The organism is Nocardioides sp. Leaf307 (assembly GCF_001423135.1).
Lineage (GTDB): Bacteria > Actinomycetota > Actinomycetes > Propionibacteriales > Nocardioidaceae > Nocardioides > Nocardioides kribbensis.
Genome location: NZ_LMNY01000001.1, coordinates 356,225 through 372,276, shown reverse-complemented (window position 1 = coordinate 372,276; position 16,052 = coordinate 356,225). Strand labels below are relative to the sequence as shown.

Below are 16,052 nucleotides of genomic sequence, written 5' to 3'. Positions count from 1 at the left end.
TGCGTGAGCCCCGCCTGACCGACTCGGCCGCCGCGGCGACCGCTGCTCCGAGCATCCCTCGCGCCGCACCCGCACCGTCCCACCCGCGCGGGTGGGAGCGGACCGCGCCGCTGCACGTCGAGCAGCCTCGCGGACCGGTGTCCGCGGGCCCGTTCACCCCCGCGGGTGGACGCTGCGGCGCGCCCGGGAGGGAGAGTCGAGGAGGCCACCCTGGCATCCCACGGAAGGCGGCCCATGGACACCTCCATCACGCTCACCGTCGACGGCAGCGAGCACACGCTCGACGTCGACACCCGCACGACGCTGCTCGACGCCCTGCGCGAGCGGGTCGGCGCGACCGCCCCCAAGAAGGGGTGCGACCACGGCCAGTGCGGCTCGTGCACCGTGCTCCTCGAGGGGCGTCGCCACCTCACCTGCCTGGCCCTCGCGGTGGCCCACGACGGCGACGAGATCGTCACCGCCGCCGGGCTCACCGGCTCCGCGGCTGATCCGGGCTCCCGCGGGGAGGGCGCGCTGCACCCCGTGCAGCAGGCCTTCCTCGACCACGACGGCTACCAGTGCGGCTACTGCACCCCCGGCCAGATCTGCTCCGCCGTCGGCGTGCTCGACGAGGCCGAGCAGGGCCACCCCAGCCACGTGACCGACGACCTCGAGGTCGGCGGCGACGTCGAGCTGACCGACGAGGAGATCCGCGAGCGCATGAGCGGCAACCTGTGCCGCTGCGGCGCCTACGTCGGCATCCTCGACGCCGTGCGCCAGGCCGCGGGCCGGACCGCCGGCCAGGGCGTCGACCCCGCCCGCCACACCCACGACCACGAGACGGAGGGCGTCCGGTGAAGGAGCTCACCTACGTCCGCGCCGACGACGCCGCCTCCGCGGTCGCCACCGTCAGCGCCGACCCCCACGCCCGCTTCCTCGGCGGCGGCACCAACCTGGTCGACCACCTCAAGCTGGGGGTGGCGACCCCCTCGACCCTGGTCGACGTCAGCCGGCTGCCCCTCGACACCGTCGAGGTCCTCGAGGGCGACCGCGGCGGGCTGCGCATCGGCGCCAACGTGCGCAACAGCGACCTCGCCGCCCACCCGGTGGTCCGCAGCACCTTCCCGGCGCTCTCGCGCTCGCTGCTCGCGGGCGCCTCGGGCCAGATCCGCAACCAGGCCACCACGGGCGGCAACCTGCTGCAGCGCACCCGCTGCGTCTACTTCCAGGACGTCACCACGCCGTGCAACAAGCGCGAGCCCGGCTCGGGCTGCTCGGCGCTGGAGGGCTACGGGCGCTACAACGCCATCCTCGGCACGAGCGCCGACTGCGTCGCCACCCACCCCTCCGACATGGCCGTGGGCCTGGCCGCCCTCGACGCCGACGTCGTCGTGCTCGGCCCCGACGGGGAGCGGCGCGTGCCGCTCGCCGACCTGCACCGACTGCCCGGTCACCACCCCGAGGACGACACCACCCTGGCCCACGGGGAGCTGGTCACGGCCGTCGAGCTGCGCGGCAGCGAGCTGACGCGGCACTCGACGTACTACAAGGCGCGCGACCGCGCGTCCTACGCCTTCGCCCTGGTCTCGGTGGCCGGCGCGCTGGAGCTCGACGGCGACGTCGTGCGCGACGTGCGCATCGCCTGGGGCGGCGTGGCCCACAAGCCGTGGCGCGCCACGGTGGCCGAGCAGGCCCTGCGCGGCGAGGTCTACAGCGAGGACGCCGTGCGCGCCGCCGCGGCCGAGGAGCTGCGCGCGGCCGAGACCGGCGACGACAACGCGTTCAAGGTCGCCATGGTCCGCAACGCCACCGCGCTGGTGATGCACCAGCTCGCGTCGAAGCAGCAGGGAGGCACCCGATGACCCAGCAGGCCACCCCCATCGAGGCACGCTCGATGGGCACCCACCTCGACCGCGCCGACGGCCGGGAGAAGGTCACCGGCCACGCCCGCTACGCGATGGAGCACGGCGCCGACGACGGCGTCGAGGCCCCGCTCACCGCCTGGCTCGTGCAGTCGACGATCGCGCGCGGCCGCGTCGTGCGCGTCGACCCCGCCGCCGCGCTCGCCCACCCCGGCGTCGTGAGCGTGCTCGACCACGAGTCGGCGCCGCGCCTGGCCGACACCGAGGACCGCGAGCTGGCGGTCCTCCAGGACGACCGGGTCGGGCTGCGCGGCCAGATCGTCGCGGTCGTGCTCGCCGAGACCCCCGAGGCCGCCCGCGAGGGTGCCCGCCTGGTGCACGTCGCCTACGACGAGGAGCCCCACCGGGCCTCCCTCGAGGGCGCCGAGACCTACGCCCCGGAGTCGGTCAACGCCGGCCACGAGACCGACTGGGCCGACGGCGACGTCGCGGCCGCCTTCGCCGGGGCCGCTGTGGTCGTCGACCAGCGCTACTCCACCCCCCACGAGCACAACAGCCCGATGGAGCCCCACGCCGCCACGGCGCTGTGGGACGGCGAGCGGTTGACGCTGTGGGACTCCACCCAGGCCGTCCACGCGGTCGCCACGACCTTCGCGCCGATGCTCGGCCTCGAGGCCTCGCAGATCACCGTGCGGGCGCCCTACGTCGGCGGCGGCTTCGGGAGCAAGGGCCTGCCCCACGCCCCCGAGATGGCGGCCGTCCTGGCCGCGCTGTCGGTGCCGGGCCGGCCGGTCAAGCTGGCGGTGACCCGCCAGCAGATGTTCGCACTCACCGGCTACCGCACCGAGACGGTCTCCCACGTGCGCCTGGCCGCCGAGCCCGACGGGCGGCTGCTGGGCATCGAGCAGCACGCGGTGAGCCAGACCTCGGCGATCAAGGAGTTCACCGAGCAGACCGCCACCGCGGCCCGCATGATGTACGCCGCGCCCGCGCGCGCGACGACCCACCGCGTCGCCGCGCTCGACGTGGCGGTGCCGTCCTGGATGCGCGCGCCCGGCGAGATGCCCGGCATGTTCGCCCAGGAGGTCGCCATGGACGAGCTGGCCTTCGCCTGCGAGGTCGACCCGATCGAGCTGCGCGTGCGCAACGAGCCCGACGTCGACCCCGAGACGGGCAACCCGTGGAACAACCGCCGCCTGGTGGAGTGCCTCGAGCGCGGCGCCGAGCGCTTCGGCTGGGCCGGTCGCCCGTCGGCTCCCGGCACCGTGCAGGAGGGCGACTGGTGGGTCGGCACCGGCGTGGCCGCGGCGACGTACCCGACGCTGTGGATGCCGGGCAACACCGCACGCGTGGAGTCGCTCGGGGGCGGCCGCTACGCCGTGTCGATCGGCGCCGTCGACATCGGCACCGGCGCCCGCACGGTGCTGGTGCAGATCGCCGCCGACGCCCTGGGCGTCGACCCCGCCGCGGTCGACCTCCACATCGGCGACACCGACCAGCCCGCGGCCACGGTGGCCGGCGGGTCGGCCGGCACCGGGTCGTGGGGCACCGCGATCGTGCAGACCGTGCAGCAGCTGCGCGCCGACCACGGCGAGCACCCCGACGCCGGGGTGGCCTCGACCGCGACGGCCGAGGCCTACCCCGACATGGACCGCTACGCGCTGCACTCCTTCGGTGCGGTCTTCGCGGAGGTCCGCGTCCACCGCTGGACCGGCGAGCTGCGCGCGCCGCGGCTGCTGGGGGTCTACTCCTCGGGTCGGGTGATCAACCCGATGACCGCCCGCTCGCAGTTCTACGGCGGCCTAGTCATGGGCCTCTCGGGCGCGCTCTTCGAGGAGTCGGTGCGCGACCCGCGCTTCGGTCACGTCGTCACCCAGGACCTCGCGACCTACCACGTGGCCTCGCACGCCGACGTGCACGGCATCGAGGTCGAGTGGCTCGCCGACGACACCGACACCCTCGCCACGCCCTTCGGGGGGCGGGGCATCGGCGAGATCGGCATCGTCGGCACCGCGGCGGCCGTCGCCAACGCCGCCTGGCACGCCACCGGCATCCGCGTGCGCGACCTGCCGGTCACCGCCGACCGCTTCGTGCGCTGAGACGGGCGCCGGGGGTCACCAGCTGGACGTGGTGATCCCCGGCAGCTCGCCGCGGAGGGCCAGCGCCCGGAAGGTGATCCGCGAGACCCCCGCCCTGCGCAGGTAGCCACGCGGGCGACCGTCGACCTGGTCGCGGTTGCGCACGCGCACCGGGCAGGAGTCGCGCGGCAGGCGCGAGAGGGCGCGCACGGCGTCGGCCAGCTCCGCGGAGCCCGGCTCGGCCCGGCGCACCCGCTCCTTGAGGGCGGCGCGCCTCCCGGCGTACCGCTCGACGGTGCGCCGGCGGCGGGCGTCGGCGGCGATCTTCGCGGTCGTGGCCACCTCAGCGCTCCTCGCGGAAGGCCACGTGACGGCGCACGCGGGGGTCGTACTTGCTCAGCTCGAGCCGGTCGGGGTCGTTGCGCCGGTTCTTGCGGGTGACGTAGGTGTAGCCGGTGCCCGCGGTGGAGCGGAGCTTGACGACCGGGCGGATGTCGCTGCCGCGCGCCATCAGAGCCTCCCGCCCCGGCGCTGGATGTCGGCGACGACCGACTCGATGCCGCGCGCGTCGACGACCTTGATTCCGCGCGCGCTGAGCCGCAGCGTGACGGTGCGGCCCAGGCTCGGCACCCGGTAGCGCTTCTTCTGGACGTTGACGTCGAAGCGCCGGTTGGTGCGTCGGTGCGAGTGCGACACGTGGTGGCCGAAGCCGGGCTGTCGCCCGGTGACCTGGCAGGTGCGGGACACGGGTCCTCCTGGTGATGGGATAAGGTGAGAACGATTCTCATTCTAACCACCTCAGGAGGTCCCGTTGAGACCCGGCATCCACCCGACCTACGACCTGGTCGCCTTCCGTGACCGCTCCACCGGCGACGTCGTGCTCACGCGCTCGACGCTGGTCGAGCGCGCGGCGGGCGAGAGCGGCACCATCGAGGTCGACGGCGCGACCTACCCCGTGGTCGACGTCGACGTGAGCAGCGCCAGCCACCCCTTCTGGACCGGCAAGGGGCGCGTGCTCGACAGCGAGGGCCGTGTCGAGGCCTTCCAGCGCCGCTACGGCGCTCGCGCCGGAGGGGGGCGGTCGTCGTGAGGACACCCGTCGTCCTGGTCACGGGCGTCTCCCCCGACGCGATGGACGCGACCCTGGTGAGCCTGCAGTGGGACCTGCCGCAGGCCGTCGCCGTGCGCCACCACATCGACGTCGAGCGGCAGCTGCTCACCCGGGTGGTCAGCGACGTCACCGGCGTGCTCGACCGCGCCGAGGTCGACCTCGAGCACGCCTGCGTGAGCTGCGCGCTGCGCGAGGACGTCGTGCCGACCATCGAGCGGCTGGCCCGCGACGGGCGCTGGGGCACCGTCGTCGCGCACCTGCCGGTCGGTGCCGACGCCGCGCAGGTGTGCCACGTGCTGACCTGGGACGCGCGCCTGGCCCGTCACCTGCGCGTCGCCGGGGTCGTGACCGCCGTCGCCGGCCCCACCGTGGTCGACGACCTGCTCGGCGACGCGCTGATGGCCGAGCGCGGCGTCGCGACGTCACACGAGGACGAGCGCGGTGTCGGCGAGGTCGCCTCGGGCATGGTCGAGCACGCCGACGTCGTCGTGGTCACCGGCGAGCGCGAGCCCGCGGGCCTGGCCCTGCTGCGCACGCTGGCCCGGCCGGGCGCCCGCGTCGTCGCAGGCCCCGAGCTGCTCGACGGCGCGCTGGTCGCCGACGGGCTGCACGACCACGCCGCGACCACCGCCTGAGCCTCGCCCTACCGCACCCAGGACGTGCCCTCCCCCGACGTTCCCGACGTGTGGCAGGCCGACCTGCGCTCCGACCGTGCCTTCCACCCCGACCGACTGCTGGAGGGCCTCGAGGACCTCGGCAGCGGACGCCACCGCTCGCGCGGCTGCTTCTGGCTGCCCACCCGCCCCGGGCGAGCGCTGGAGTGGGACGGCGCCGGCGGCCAGCTCAGCATCGGCGCCGGCGAGTCGTGGGGCCGTCGCCCCGCGCAGACCCGCCTGGTGCTCACCGGCGTCGGCGCGCGGCCCGACCACCTCGAGGAGGCCTTCGAGGCCCTGCTGATGACCACCGCCGAGGAGGCCTCCGGGCAGTCGTGGCAGCGCCCGGTCGACGGCTTCGAGCCGTGGCTGGGCCCCGTGAGGGAGATCGCCTGATGGCCGTGCCGAAGCGCCGCACCTCGCGCAGCAACACCCGTCACCGCCGCTCGCAGTGGAAGGCGACCCCTCCCGCCCTCGTGCCGGTCACGGTCGCCGGCGAGGAGCACCTCGTGCCCCGGCGCCTGCTCCGCGCCGTCGAGCGCGGCCTGGTCGACCCCGCCACCGGCGCCCCCACCCGCGCCCGCGCCCGCACCCCGGGAGGAGGTGACCGATGAAGGTCCGCAACTCGCTGCGCTCGCTGAAGCAGCAGCCCGGGTCGCAGGTCGTCCGCCGCCGCGGCCGCACCTACGTGATCAACAAGCAGAACCCCCGCCTCAAGGCGCGCCAGGGCTGAGCCGCTCCGGCGCCTAGCGACCCTCGAAGGTCGGGCGCTGCTTGGCCAGGAACGACGCCACCGCGCCGGCGTGGTCGGCCGTGGCGCCGAGGCGCACCTGCGCGGCCGCCTCGGCCGCGAGGGTCTCGGCCAGCGGTCGGCCCGCGGCGGCGTCGGCGAGCAGCCGCTTGGACTCGGCGTACGCCGCCGTGGGGCCGGCCGCCAGCCGCCGCGCCAGGGCGGTCGCCTCCTCGAGCAGCGCGTCGGGCTCGACGACGCGGCCGCCCAGGCCCCAGGCCACGGCCTCGTCGGGCCCGAAGGGCTGGGCCAGCAGCACGAGCTCGCGGGCGCGCTGCTCGCCGACCGCGCGCACGAGCGTGGTCGACAGGCCCGAGTCGCAGGTCAGGCCGATCCCGGAGAAGGCCGTGCCGAGGCGGGCCGTGGTGCTCCACAGCCGCAGGTCGCAGGCCAGGGCCAGCCCCAGGCCCGCCCCGACGCAGGGGCCGGCCACGGCCGCCACGACCGGCTTGGGCATGGTGGCCAGCGCGGTCACGACCGGGTTGTAGTGCTCGGTGACGGTGTCGAAGGCCGGACCCTCGGCCAGCGCGGCGGCGTGCTCGGCGAGGTCCTGGCCGACGCAGAAGGCCTCCGGGCCACCGGTGAGCACCACGGCCCTGACCCCCTCGTCGGCGGCGACCTCGCCCAGCGCCTCGCGCAGCGCGACCTTGAGCGCGAGGTCGAGGGCGTTGCGCTGGGCGGGCCGGTCGAGCACGACGGTCGCGACGGCGCCGTCGCGCTCCAGGCGCAGGGGGTGCATGGCGGGCTCCTCGGTGGTGGGTCCACGACCGTCCGGTCGGTGGCCGGCGGCCGGCCGACGACGCTGCCACGCCGTACGGCTCGGCGCAACGCGGACCGGCCGCCGACCGGTCGCCGGCCGGTCGCCGGCCGGGCCGTCAATCCGCTGGCGACTGTCGGTGCCGCGCGCGATGATTCTCGGCGTCGACCCGGGTCCACCTCGCGTCGGCACCTGAGGAGAGGACCCCATGGACGAGATGATCCGCGCCACCGGCCTGGTGAAGCGCTACAAGGAGGTCGAGGCCCTGCGCGGGCTCGACCTCTCCGTGCCGGAGGGCACCGTGCTGGCGCTGCTCGGGCCCAACGGCGCCGGCAAGACCACCGCGGTGCGCGTCCTGGCCACGCTGCTCAAGCCCGACGGCGGCAGCGCGCAGATCGCCGGCGTCGACGTGCTGGCCGACCCCGAGGGCGTGCGCTCGCGCATCGGCCTCTCGGGGCAGTACGCCGCGGTCGACGAGCACCTCACGGGCTACGAGAACCTCGAGATGGTCGGCCGGCTCTACGGCCTGGGCCGCGCCCGCTCGCGCACCCGAGCGCGCGAGCTGCTCGAGCGCTTCGACCTCGCCGACGCCGGCGACCGGCCCTCGAAGACCTACTCCGGCGGCATGCGGCGCCGCCTCGACCTGGCCGGCGCCCTCGTCGCCGAGCCGCCCGTGCTCATCCTCGACGAGCCGACCACCGGGCTCGACCCGCGCAGCCGGCAGCAGATGTGGGACGTCATCCGCGAGCTGGTCGCCTCCGGCGCCACCCTGCTGCTGACGACGCAGTACCTCGAGGAGGCCGACCGCCTCGCCGACGACATCGTCGTCATCGACCACGGCAACGCCATCGCCCGCGGCACGGCCGACGAGCTCAAGGCCCAGACCGGCGGGGAGCGGATCGAGATCGTGCTGCGCGACGCCGCCGACCGCGAGACGGCCCAGCGGGTGCTCGAGCGGGTCGCCGTCGGCGGCGTCTCGGTCGGCGACAACGGTCGGGCCCTCACCGCAGCCGTCGACCGCGGCGCGTCCGCGCTGCTGGAGGTGCTGCGCGACTTCGAGGAGCACCGCGTGGAGGTTCTCGACGTCGGGCTGCGCCGGCCCACCCTCGACGACGTCTTCCTGACCCTCACCGGTCACGCCACCTCGGCCACGCCCGGCTCGCCGGCCGCGACCGACGACTCCCCGACCCCCACGGAGGCCCTCCGATGAGCACCATGACCCGCGCCGCCACCGACGGCTGGGTGGTCGCCAAGCGCAACCTGATCAAGATCAAGCGGGTGCCCGAGGTGCTCGTCTTCGTGCTGATCTCGCCGATCATGTTCGTGCTGCTCTTCGCCTACGTCTTCGGCGGCGCCATCTCCCCCGAGGGCGTGGACTACAAGGAGTTCCTGGTGCCGGGCATCTTCGCCCAGACCGTGGTCTTCGGCGCCACGTTCACCGGCGCCGGCCTGGCCGAGGACATGCAGAAGGGCATCATCGACCGCTTCCGCTCGCTGCCGATGTCGTCGTCGGCGGTGCTCGTGGGCCGCACGACCTCCGACGTCGTCTACAACGTGCTGTCGGTGGTCATCATGTCGCTGACCGGTCTGCTCGTGGGCTGGCGCATCCGCGACGGGGTCGTCGACGCGCTGCTCGCCTTCGGCCTGCTGCTGCTCTTCGCCTACGCGATCAGCTGGGTGATGGCCTGGGTCGGCCTGCTCGTGCCGAGCGTCGAGGTCATCAACAACGCCTCGTTCATCGTCATCATGCCGCTGACCTTCGTCTCCAACGCCTTCGTGCCCACCGAGAGCTTCGGCTCGGTGCTGCGCACGGTGGTCGAGTGGAACCCCGTGTCGACGCTGACCCAGGCCGTGCGCGAGCTCTTCGGCAACGTGCCGGCCACCGCCCCGCCCCAGGAGGCCTGGTCGATGCAGCACCCGGCGCTCTACACGCTGCTGTGGGTCCTGCTGATCCTGGTCGTCTTCGTGCCGCTCTCGGTGCGGCAGTACCGCCTCTCGACCAGCAAGTAGCGCCGTCGGGCCGGCCCTCGCGCGGCAGCGCCGCCGCGCGGTCCGCCGGCCCCCGCCCCGCCGGCACCACCCGTCACACCTGTCGGCCCACACCCGCACCTGTCGGCCGACGCGTGGGCCGACAGGTGCGGGTTTCGCCAGCCAGCCGGTGAAACCCGCACCGCGGTCAGCCCTTGCTGGCCGCCACCGCGAGCCGGTCGACGAAGTCGTTCATCGGGTGGCCCGAGTGGCCCTTGACCCAGTGGAAGACGACGTCGCCGCGGGCCTCCACCGCGTCGACCAGCGGCTCCCACAGGTCGCGGTTGGCGACGGGCTTGCGGGCGGTGTTGGTCCAGCCGCGCTGGCGCCACCCCTTCCACCAGGCGTCGCGGAAGCAGTGGACGACGTAGGTCGAGTCGCTGACCACGACCAGCGGGCCCTCCAGGGCCAGCACGGCCTCGAGGGCGGCGCGGATCTCCATGCGCTGGTTGGTGCTGGGCCGTTCGGCGCCCGAGGCGTGCACCGCGGTGTCGAGGGCCCAGGCCCACCCGCCGGGTCCGGGGTTGCCCGAGCAGGCCCCGTCGGTGAACACCTGGCGGGCGCCGGGCGGCGCGACCATCGCGGGCTTGGCGGGACGCCGGGTGCGGGCGGAGGACGGGCGGGAGGACGAGCGGGAGGTGGTCGGCACGCCGGACACCCTGACACACCCCCCGGAAATGGTTTCGGGCGGCGGATCCGATGGATCCGCCGCCCGAAGCGCGTCTGTGGGTAGGCACCCCCTGAGCGCTACTCGTCTTGCGTGTCACCCGGTGCTGGTGAGAAGTCACCCGCGGTGGTGAAGATGAAGACAAGAGAAATATAACCCGACATCGGCCTCCGCACGAGCCCTCCCGGCACTTTCACCCCTGGGGGTGAGAGTAAAGGCGCGCCGCCCCTGGGGGCGCGGGCCGCGAGGGGCCCGCGGTGGTCTGGTCCGCCCCGCGGAGGCCGGTCAGGCCACGTGGTCGGGCGAGGTCGACACCCCGCCCAGACCGTTCTGCATGCCCCAGGCCACCGCCTGGGGCCGCCGGGTGACGTCGATCTTGCGGTAGGCGCCACGCACGTAGGTCTTCACCGAGTTGATCGAGAGGTAGAGCTTCTTGCCGATCTCGACGTTGGTGTAGCCCTGCACGATCAGGGCGAGGATCTCGGCCTCCCGCGGGGTCAGCGAGAGCGCGGCGGTGGCGCTGTTGCCGCTGAGCGCGCCGTGGGGGGTGCGGTCGACCGGCCGGTGCTGGCCGGCGGCGCCGGGCTGGCCGGGGCGCCCGGGCTGCTGGCGGTGGATGCGCTCGAGACCCGTGACCAGGTCGGCCGCGGGGAGGGCCTTGGAGAGCCGGCCGGGCGAGGCGGCGCCGGCGAGGTGCTGGGCCTGGTCGCGCCAGGTGAAGACCACGGCGCGGGCGCCGCCGACGTGCACGAGGCGCTGCAGGCTCTCGTGGTCGCTCTCGCGCAGGCCGACGGGCTCGTAGAGCACGACGTCGACCGAGCGCGGGTCGGCGAGGGCGTCGGCGAGGTCGACCAGCACGATGCGGTCGGAGTAGGGCTGGAGCAGGTGACGGACGCCCGGGGCGACGACGGCGTAGTCGTCGACGAGGGTGGCGCGGATGGGCGTGGAGACAATCACGGGCTCGAACCTACTGCCTGGAGTTTGCGCAGGTCAGCACCGCCCACGCGGTCCTCACCCATCTGAATGAGGTCCACGATGACATATGGATGACACATCACGCACATCGTACGTACGCCGTAAGCCTGCGCGACCTCTCCGAACGGACGGGCCCGCCGGTCCATACTGGGCCCGATGAGCGCGGCGGAGCACGAGCAGGCGGTGGCGCGCCGACGGGCGCGCACCCGGGGCCAGCTCGTCACGGCCGGGCGCTCGCTGGTGGCCGAGCGAGGGGTCTCCGGGCTGCGCGTGCAGGAGATCACCGAGCGCGCCGGCGTGGCCCTGGGGTCCTTCTACAACCACTTCGGCTCCAAGGACGACCTCGTCGCCACCATCGCTGCCGAGACGATGGCCGAGCTGGTGGCCTCCGCCGTGCACGGGCCCGACGACCCCGACACCGCCGATCCCGGCACCGCGGGCGAGGACCCTGCGGTCACCGCCGCGCGGGTCGTGCGCCGGGTGGTGCGGCTGCCCCTGGTCGACCCGGGGTTCGCGCGCCTGCTGGTCCACCTCAACCACGCCGACACCCCCGTCAACGGCTCGATGGCGCCCTACGCCCGTCGGCTGCTCGTCCACGGCATCGCGGCCGGCCGCTTCCGCTCACCCGACCCCGAGTCCACCGTCACCCACGTCGTGGGGGGTGCGGTCGCGATGATGCGACGCACCCTGGCCGGCGAGCGCGGCGAGGCCGACGCCGTGACCGGGCTCGACCCGGAGGCGCTGCACGTGGCCGTGATGCTCCAGACGGTCGGCCTCGACCTCGACGACGCCCTCGCCGTCGCCGCCGGGGCTCAGCGCGAGGACTGATCCGGCAGGCGCAGCAGCGCCTCGGCCAGGGCGGTGCCGGAGAGCCACGCGCCCTCCACCTTCGACTGCGGCCCCCACCCGTCGCCGCAGACGCCGACCAGACCGCCCGGCACCTCCGCGAGCAGGCACGGCTCGGCCCGCTCCCCGGTCGGCTTGGCCAGAGACCAGCGGTGCACCAGCATCGAGGCCGGCTCCGGGAGGTCGAGCAGTCGGCGCAGCGCAGCGACCAGCACCGGCCCGGCCGCAGCCGGGTCGTCGAGGTGCCGGGCGGCGAGCGCGGGCGTCGAGTGGGCGACCAGCACCGGGGCGTCGTCGCCGCGCCGGCGCCCGTCGTCGGCGATCCAGGCCACGTCGTCGTCGCCGTTGACGAAGGCGCCGTGGAAGGCGCCGCCCGGGGCCGCGGAGTCCCAGGCGCGCTCGGGCCAACGGGCCACCAGCGCGATCACCGGCTCGGAGGGCCGGGTCAGCCGCACTGCCACCGCGCCGTGGTCGCCCCCGAGCAGACGAGCCGCCTGCTCGTCGGGCATGGCCAGCACGACCGCGCCGGCCGGCGCGAGGTCGACCCCGTCGGCCACCACCCGCAGACCGTCGTCGCCCGACTCCACGCGCTCCACGGCGCCGCGGCGTACGTCGAGACCCTCGGCCAGGGCCTCGACCAGGCTGCGCATGCCGCCGGGGGTGCCCCAGCGCACCGGACCCTCCTTGGCGCTCGGGTCGGCGCCGGGCTCGAGCACCGAGAAGGTGTCGGTCCAGCGGTGGGCCAGGCCCGCCACGCGCCAGGCCTCCACGACCTCGGCGAAGCGGCGGTCGGAGACGGTGAGGTAGGACGCCCCGGTGTCGACCGGCCGCCCCTCCAGGCGCTTGCTGGCCATGCGCCCGCCGATGCGGTGACCGCGGTCGACGACCACGACCTCGCGCCCCGCGTCGTGGAGCGCGCGGGCGCAGGCGATGCCGGACAGCCCGCCCCCCACCACGACGACGGGGCCCGCGACCGGGGTCGACGGGGTGGTCGGGTGCGTCGCAGCGGTGCTCATCACCCCACCCTGCTCTGCCACCTCGACGCGCCCCTCACCCGCGAGGACCCGATCGGGAGGGCAGGCGTGCCATGGTGGGCCCCCGTCGTGCACCGCCGCACGGCGCCCGACCCCAGGAGCCCTCGTGAAGATCCTCGTCGTCCTCGTCGTCATCGCTGCCATCGCCTTCGCCGTGCTCTACCTGCTGCCCCGCATGCGCCGCTGACCCGCGCCGGGCCTCCTCGCGCCGAAATCCTTGTAAGTCGAGTAATCGAGTAGGGTTGAAGGTGAACGACCTACGAGGAGGCCCCCCATGCCCACCACGATCTCCGTCGTCGGCGGCGGCGCCAGCGGCGCCCTGACCGCCGCCCACCTGCTGCGCCGCGCCACCGACCCCGACCTGCGGGTCGTGCTCCACGAGCCCGCGCCCGTGCCGGCGCGCGGCGTGGCCTACCGCACCACCGACCGGCGCCACCTCCTCAACGTGCGCAGCCGCGACATGAGCGCGCTGCCCGACGAGCCGGGCCACCTCGTGGCCTGGGCCGAGCGCACCGGCCGGCCGAGCGACCCCGTGGGCTTCCTGCCGCGCGCGACCTGGGCCCACTACCTCACCGACGTGCTCGAGGAGAGCCGCCGCTCCTCGGTGGCCACCTTCGAGGTGCGCCGCGAGAGCGTCGTCGACGTCGCCCCCGCCAGCGGCGGGCGTTTCCTCGTGCGAGGCCGCGACGCCACCACCGAGGCCGACCGGGCGGTGCTGGCCTACGGCAACCTCGAGCCGCGCCCGCTGCGCACCGAGCAGGGCGCCGTGCCCGACGCGCCCTGGCACGTCGGCTCGGCGTGGGACGCCGCCGCCCTCGCCGCACTGCCCCAGGACGCCACCGTCGTGCTGGTGGGCAGCGGGCTCACCGCGGTCGACGCCGCCCTCAGCCTGCTCGGCGACCACCCGGCGCGCCGGGTGGTGATGCTGAGCCGCACGGGCCTGCTGCCCCACTCCCACCTGCCGTCGCCGTGCTCGACGAGCTGGGCCACCCCGATGCCGAGCGGCCCGCTCACCGCCGACGGCCTGGCCGCCCACGTGGTCGGCCAGATCGCGCGCGCCCGCCACCACGGCGTCTGTTGGCGCTCGGTCGTCGACGGCCTGCGCGGGGCGACCCAGCGCACCTGGGCCCGCCTCGAGGGCTCCGAGCGGCGCTGCTTCCTCAGCCGCCACGCCCGGCACTGGGAGGTGCTGCGCCACCGCATGGCGCCCGGCGTGGCCGCGCGCATCAGGAGCTACGTCGACGCCGGGCGGCTGCAGGTCGTCGGCGGCGGGCTGGCCGGTGTCGAGGACCTCGGCACGCGGTGCCGGGTCACGCCCGGGGGTGGCGGCGAGGCCGTGGTCGCCGACGCGGTCGTCAACTGCACCGGCCCCACCACCGACCTCGACGCCACCACCTCGCCGCTGCTGGCGTCGCTGCGGCGGCGGGGTCTGGTCGTGGGCGACCCGCTCGGCCTCGGCGTGCGCTGCACGCCCGAGGGCGCCGTGCTGCGCGCCGACGGCGACCTCGTGCCGGGGCTCCACGTCGTCGGCCCGCCCCGCAAGGGTGCGCTGTGGGAGACCACCGCGGTGCCCGAGATCCGCTCGCAGGCCGCGGAGCTGGCCGACCTGCTCCTGGCCGGCTGAGCGGGGGTCAGGCCCCGGGCACGATCCGCAGGTCGCGCACGGCGCCGTCGCCGAGCGCGGCGAGGGCCTCCTGGTAGGCCGGGGTGTCGTGGGCGGCGACGGCCGCCTCCACCGACTCGAACTCCACGAGCACCGAGCGCTGCTCGCGCCCGGCCTCGTAGACCTTCGCGGGCAGGCCGCGGGCCAGGAAGCGGCCGCCGGCGCCGACGATGGCGGGGCCGGCGAGCTCGGCGTAGGCCGCGAGCTTCTCGGGGTCGGTGATCTCGAGGTAGGTGCTGATCCAGTAGGCAGGCATGACCCCATGGTGGCGCACCGCCCCCGGCGGGCGTGGCCGCCCCTGGCAGGCTGGACGCGTGCGCACCGACTTCGACCCCCGCAGCGACGACACCAACACCTACGCCCTGCTGTCGTCCCTGGTCGTGCCCCGGCCCATCGCCTGGGTCGCCTCCCGCTCCGCCGACGGCGTCGGCAACCTGGCGCCCCACTCCTTCTTCACCGTCGTCTGCGCCGACCCGCCGGTCGTGGCCTTCGCCTCGATCGGCGACAAGGACACCCTGCGCAACGTCGTAGCGACCGGCGAGTTCACCGTCAGCGTGGCCACGCTGCCGCTGATGGACCAGGTCAACGACAGCAGCGCCCGCTTCGCCCCCGACCAGGACGAGGCCGCCGAGCTCGGCGTCGAGATGCGCCCGAGCACCGTCGTCGGCCCGCCCGCGGTCGCGGCCTCGCCCGCGTCGATCGAGTGCCGCCTGCACTCCACCGTCGACCTCGGGTCCTCGACCCTCGTGCTGGGCGAGGTCGTGTGGATCAGCGTCGAGGACGACGTCGTGGTCGACGGCCTGCCGTCCTACGACCGGATGCAGCCGGTCTCGCGTCTCGGCGGCCCCGACTGGGGCCTGCCCGGCCCCACGCGCGCCGTGCGCCGCCCGGGCGACCCCTCCGAGATCGCCCGCTGACCCCCCGGGCCGCGCTTCCCGCGCCGGCTCAGTCCGAGAGGCGGGAGCAGCCGTGCTCCACGCCCCACAGCACGGCCTGCGAACGACTGGTCACGCCCATCTTGAGGTAGGCCGAGCGGATGTAGGTCTTCACCGAGTTGATGCTGAGGTAGAGCCGCTGGCTGATCTCGGCGTTGGACAGGCCGTCGCAGATCAGGCAGACGATCTCGTGCTCGCGCCCCGACAGGGCGCCGGGGAGCGGGGCCGGGTCGGACCCGCCGGCAGCCGGCTCGTCGCGGCGCCGGGCCAGCCGCTCGACGGCGGCGACCAGCTCGGCCGGGTCGACCGAGACGGGCAGCACCTCGTCGGCCCCGAGCGAGTGCGCCCGGCGCAGGCCCCAGGGACTGGTGTCGAAGCTCAGGGCGATCGACGGGCAGCTCAGGACCGCGTCGGCCGCGCGGTCGTCCAGCGAGGACGGCTCGAAGATGGCCACGTCGGGCGGGCGGGGCGAGACCGCGGGGGCCAGTGCGACCCGGCAGGCGTGGCGGCGCACGACGCTGTCGAGGCCGATCCGCAGCAGCGGGGGCAGCGCGACGGGCACGAGGAGGACGGGCTTGACCTGTGTTTCGGGGGCCAGGGAAGCCATGGGGGAACTCCGAGAGGGCGGGACTGGCCGTAGGGGTCGTTGTTGGGCCCCGACCGTCCACCGCCCA

General features: G+C 75.1%; 22 protein-coding genes. 13 read left to right on the top strand and 9 right to left on the bottom strand.

Annotated elements, in window-relative coordinates; genetic code table 11:
* Nucleotides 1-234 precede the first annotated feature (234 nt).
* Genes ASF50_RS01665 through ASF50_RS01655 form a run of 3 tightly spaced genes read left to right on the top strand, consistent with a single transcriptional unit; the run spans nt 235 to nt 3,940 of the window.
* Entirely contained in the window at nt 235-837 is a 603-nt protein-coding gene (locus ASF50_RS01665) for a 2Fe-2S iron-sulfur cluster-binding protein (protein WP_056863277.1), read from the top strand.
* Nucleotides 834-1,841, top strand: a complete 1,008-nt coding sequence (locus tag ASF50_RS01660; protein WP_056863276.1) for an FAD binding domain-containing protein — start codon at nt 834-836, stop codon at nt 1,839-1,841. Before ASF50_RS01665 ends, ASF50_RS01660 begins: the two co-directional genes overlap by 4 nt.
* Nucleotides 1,838-3,940, top strand: coding sequence for a xanthine dehydrogenase family protein molybdopterin-binding subunit (locus ASF50_RS01655; RefSeq protein WP_056903287.1), 2,103 nt, complete (start codon nt 1,838-1,840; stop codon nt 3,938-3,940). Before ASF50_RS01660 ends, ASF50_RS01655 begins: the two co-directional genes overlap by 4 nt.
* Before the next feature lie 15 nt (nt 3,941-3,955).
* On the opposite strand, the gene rpsN is transcribed toward ASF50_RS01655, so the two are convergent.
* The 3 genes from rpsN to rpmB are packed head-to-tail and all read right to left on the bottom strand — an operon-like array spanning nt 3,956 to nt 4,666.
* Nucleotides 3,956-4,261: a 30S ribosomal protein S14 gene (gene rpsN / locus ASF50_RS01650; RefSeq protein ID WP_056903286.1), complete on the bottom strand. Its 306-nt coding sequence runs from the start codon at nt 4,259-4,261 to the stop codon at nt 3,956-3,958.
* 1 nt (nt 4,262) lies between these two features.
* Nucleotides 4,263-4,430 carry a 50S ribosomal protein L33 gene (rpmG, locus tag ASF50_RS01645; protein WP_056863273.1) on the bottom strand — a complete coding sequence of 56 codons (168 nt, stop codon included), beginning with the start codon at nt 4,428-4,430 and terminating at the stop codon, nt 4,263-4,265.
* Nucleotides 4,430-4,666, bottom strand: coding sequence for a 50S ribosomal protein L28 (gene rpmB / locus ASF50_RS01640; protein ID WP_056903285.1), 237 nt, complete (start codon nt 4,664-4,666; stop codon nt 4,430-4,432). The genes rpmG and rpmB overlap by 1 nt, the downstream gene beginning before the upstream one ends.
* Nucleotides 4,667-4,730: 64 nt before the next feature.
* On the opposite strand from rpmB, the gene ASF50_RS01635 reads away from it, so the two are divergent.
* From ASF50_RS01635 to ykgO, 5 genes are read left to right on the top strand one after another with little or no spacing between them, the layout of a single operon-like run.
* Nucleotides 4,731-5,009, top strand: a complete 279-nt coding sequence (locus ASF50_RS01635) for a type B 50S ribosomal protein L31 (RefSeq protein ID WP_056903284.1) — start codon at nt 4,731-4,733, stop codon at nt 5,007-5,009.
* Nucleotides 5,006-5,665: a GTP-binding protein gene (locus ASF50_RS19375; RefSeq protein WP_200920019.1), complete on the top strand. Its 660-nt coding sequence runs from the start codon at nt 5,006-5,008 to the stop codon at nt 5,663-5,665. Before ASF50_RS01635 ends, ASF50_RS19375 begins: the two co-directional genes overlap by 4 nt.
* 48 nt (nt 5,666-5,713) lie before the next feature.
* A complete protein-coding gene (locus ASF50_RS19370) occupies nt 5,714-6,079 on the top strand; it encodes a GTP-binding protein (RefSeq protein ID WP_200920018.1) in 366 nt (121 codons plus the stop codon).
* Complete coding sequence (gene rpmF, locus ASF50_RS01625) at nt 6,079-6,297, top strand: 50S ribosomal protein L32 (RefSeq protein ID WP_056863269.1); 219 nt, start codon at nt 6,079-6,081, stop codon at nt 6,295-6,297. Before ASF50_RS19370 ends, rpmF begins: the two co-directional genes overlap by 1 nt.
* Nucleotides 6,294-6,416, top strand: a complete 123-nt coding sequence (ykgO, locus tag ASF50_RS01620) for a type B 50S ribosomal protein L36 (protein WP_056863268.1) — start codon at nt 6,294-6,296, stop codon at nt 6,414-6,416. The genes rpmF and ykgO overlap by 4 nt, the downstream gene beginning before the upstream one ends.
* A gap of 13 nt (nt 6,417-6,429) precedes the next feature.
* Here ykgO and ASF50_RS01615 read toward each other — a convergent pair whose 3' ends face one another.
* The gene (locus tag ASF50_RS01615) at nt 6,430-7,212 is read right to left on the bottom strand and encodes an enoyl-CoA hydratase/isomerase family protein (RefSeq protein ID WP_056863267.1); all 783 of its coding nucleotides are present in this window, start codon (nt 7,210-7,212) and stop codon (nt 6,430-6,432) included.
* A gap of 226 nt (nt 7,213-7,438) precedes the next feature.
* Between ASF50_RS01615 and ASF50_RS01610 the strand changes: the two genes are divergently transcribed.
* Nucleotides 7,439-8,440, top strand: a complete 1,002-nt coding sequence (locus ASF50_RS01610; protein WP_056903283.1) for an ATP-binding cassette domain-containing protein — start codon at nt 7,439-7,441, stop codon at nt 8,438-8,440.
* Complete coding sequence (locus tag ASF50_RS01605; RefSeq protein WP_056863265.1) at nt 8,437-9,240, top strand: ABC transporter permease; 804 nt, start codon at nt 8,437-8,439, stop codon at nt 9,238-9,240. The genes ASF50_RS01610 and ASF50_RS01605 overlap by 4 nt, the downstream gene beginning before the upstream one ends.
* 166 nt (nt 9,241-9,406) lie before the next feature.
* Here the strand turns inward: ASF50_RS01605 and ASF50_RS01600 are convergent, their stop codons facing one another.
* Complete coding sequence (locus ASF50_RS01600) at nt 9,407-9,907, bottom strand: ribonuclease H family protein (RefSeq protein WP_235557518.1); 501 nt, start codon at nt 9,905-9,907, stop codon at nt 9,407-9,409.
* A 303-nt stretch (nt 9,908-10,210) separates the two neighbouring features.
* Nucleotides 10,211-10,882 (bottom strand): helix-turn-helix transcriptional regulator, encoded by a 672-nt coding sequence (locus ASF50_RS01595; protein ID WP_056863264.1) that lies wholly within the window; start codon nt 10,880-10,882, stop codon nt 10,211-10,213.
* A 174-nt stretch (nt 10,883-11,056) separates the two neighbouring features.
* Here ASF50_RS01595 and ASF50_RS01585 point away from each other — a divergent pair, with 174 nt between their 5' ends.
* Nucleotides 11,057-11,728: a TetR/AcrR family transcriptional regulator gene (locus tag ASF50_RS01585; RefSeq protein ID WP_082502650.1), complete on the top strand. Its 672-nt coding sequence runs from the start codon at nt 11,057-11,059 to the stop codon at nt 11,726-11,728.
* On the opposite strand, the gene ASF50_RS01580 is transcribed toward ASF50_RS01585, so the two are convergent.
* Nucleotides 11,713-12,762, bottom strand: coding sequence for an NAD(P)/FAD-dependent oxidoreductase (locus tag ASF50_RS01580; RefSeq protein WP_056903280.1), 1,050 nt, complete (start codon nt 12,760-12,762; stop codon nt 11,713-11,715). The genes ASF50_RS01585 and ASF50_RS01580 overlap by 16 nt on opposite strands.
* Before the next feature lie 292 nt (nt 12,763-13,054).
* Between ASF50_RS01580 and ASF50_RS01575 the strand changes: the two genes are divergently transcribed.
* The gene (locus ASF50_RS01575; RefSeq protein ID WP_056903279.1) at nt 13,055-14,404 is read left to right on the top strand and encodes an FAD/NAD(P)-binding protein; all 1,350 of its coding nucleotides are present in this window, start codon (nt 13,055-13,057) and stop codon (nt 14,402-14,404) included.
* 7 nt (nt 14,405-14,411) lie between these two features.
* Here the strand turns inward: ASF50_RS01575 and ASF50_RS01570 are convergent, their stop codons facing one another.
* Nucleotides 14,412-14,699, bottom strand: coding sequence for a DUF1330 domain-containing protein (locus ASF50_RS01570; RefSeq protein ID WP_056863260.1), 288 nt, complete (start codon nt 14,697-14,699; stop codon nt 14,412-14,414).
* 58 nt (nt 14,700-14,757) lie between these two features.
* Between ASF50_RS01570 and ASF50_RS01565 the strand changes: the two genes are divergently transcribed.
* Nucleotides 14,758-15,360 carry a flavin reductase family protein gene (locus tag ASF50_RS01565; protein WP_056903278.1) on the top strand — a complete coding sequence of 201 codons (603 nt, stop codon included), beginning with the start codon at nt 14,758-14,760 and terminating at the stop codon, nt 15,358-15,360.
* A 28-nt stretch (nt 15,361-15,388) separates the two neighbouring features.
* On the opposite strand, the gene ASF50_RS01560 is transcribed toward ASF50_RS01565, so the two are convergent.
* Nucleotides 15,389-15,985, bottom strand: coding sequence for a helix-turn-helix transcriptional regulator (locus tag ASF50_RS01560; RefSeq protein WP_082502648.1), 597 nt, complete (start codon nt 15,983-15,985; stop codon nt 15,389-15,391).
* Between the last annotated feature and the right edge of the window lie 67 nt (nt 15,986-16,052).

Coding starts and splice junctions, on each gene's coding strand:
- ASF50_RS01665 (WP_056863277.1), top strand. CDS start 235: ATGGACACCTCCATCACGCTCACCGTCGACGGCAGCGAGCACACGCTC.
- ASF50_RS01655 (WP_056903287.1), top strand. CDS start 1,838: ATGACCCAGCAGGCCACCCCCATCGAGGCACGCTCGATGGGCACCCAC.
- rpmG (WP_056863273.1), bottom strand. CDS start 4,430: ATGGCGCGCGGCAGCGACATCCGCCCGGTCGTCAAGCTCCGCTCCACC.
- rpmF (WP_056863269.1), top strand. CDS start 6,079: ATGGCCGTGCCGAAGCGCCGCACCTCGCGCAGCAACACCCGTCACCGC.
- ykgO (WP_056863268.1), top strand. CDS start 6,294: ATGAAGGTCCGCAACTCGCTGCGCTCGCTGAAGCAGCAGCCCGGGTCG.
- ASF50_RS01615 (WP_056863267.1), bottom strand. CDS start 7,212: ATGCACCCCCTGCGCCTGGAGCGCGACGGCGCCGTCGCGACCGTCGTG.
- ASF50_RS01610 (WP_056903283.1), top strand. CDS start 7,439: ATGGACGAGATGATCCGCGCCACCGGCCTGGTGAAGCGCTACAAGGAG.
- ASF50_RS01605 (WP_056863265.1), top strand. CDS start 8,437: ATGAGCACCATGACCCGCGCCGCCACCGACGGCTGGGTGGTCGCCAAG.
- ASF50_RS01585 (WP_082502650.1), top strand. CDS start 11,057: ATGAGCGCGGCGGAGCACGAGCAGGCGGTGGCGCGCCGACGGGCGCGC.
- ASF50_RS01580 (WP_056903280.1), bottom strand. CDS start 12,762: ATGAGCACCGCTGCGACGCACCCGACCACCCCGTCGACCCCGGTCGCG.
- ASF50_RS01575 (WP_056903279.1), top strand. CDS start 13,055: ATGCCCACCACGATCTCCGTCGTCGGCGGCGGCGCCAGCGGCGCCCTG.
- ASF50_RS01570 (WP_056863260.1), bottom strand. CDS start 14,699: ATGCCTGCCTACTGGATCAGCACCTACCTCGAGATCACCGACCCCGAG.
- ASF50_RS01560 (WP_082502648.1), bottom strand. CDS start 15,985: ATGGCTTCCCTGGCCCCCGAAACACAGGTCAAGCCCGTCCTCCTCGTG.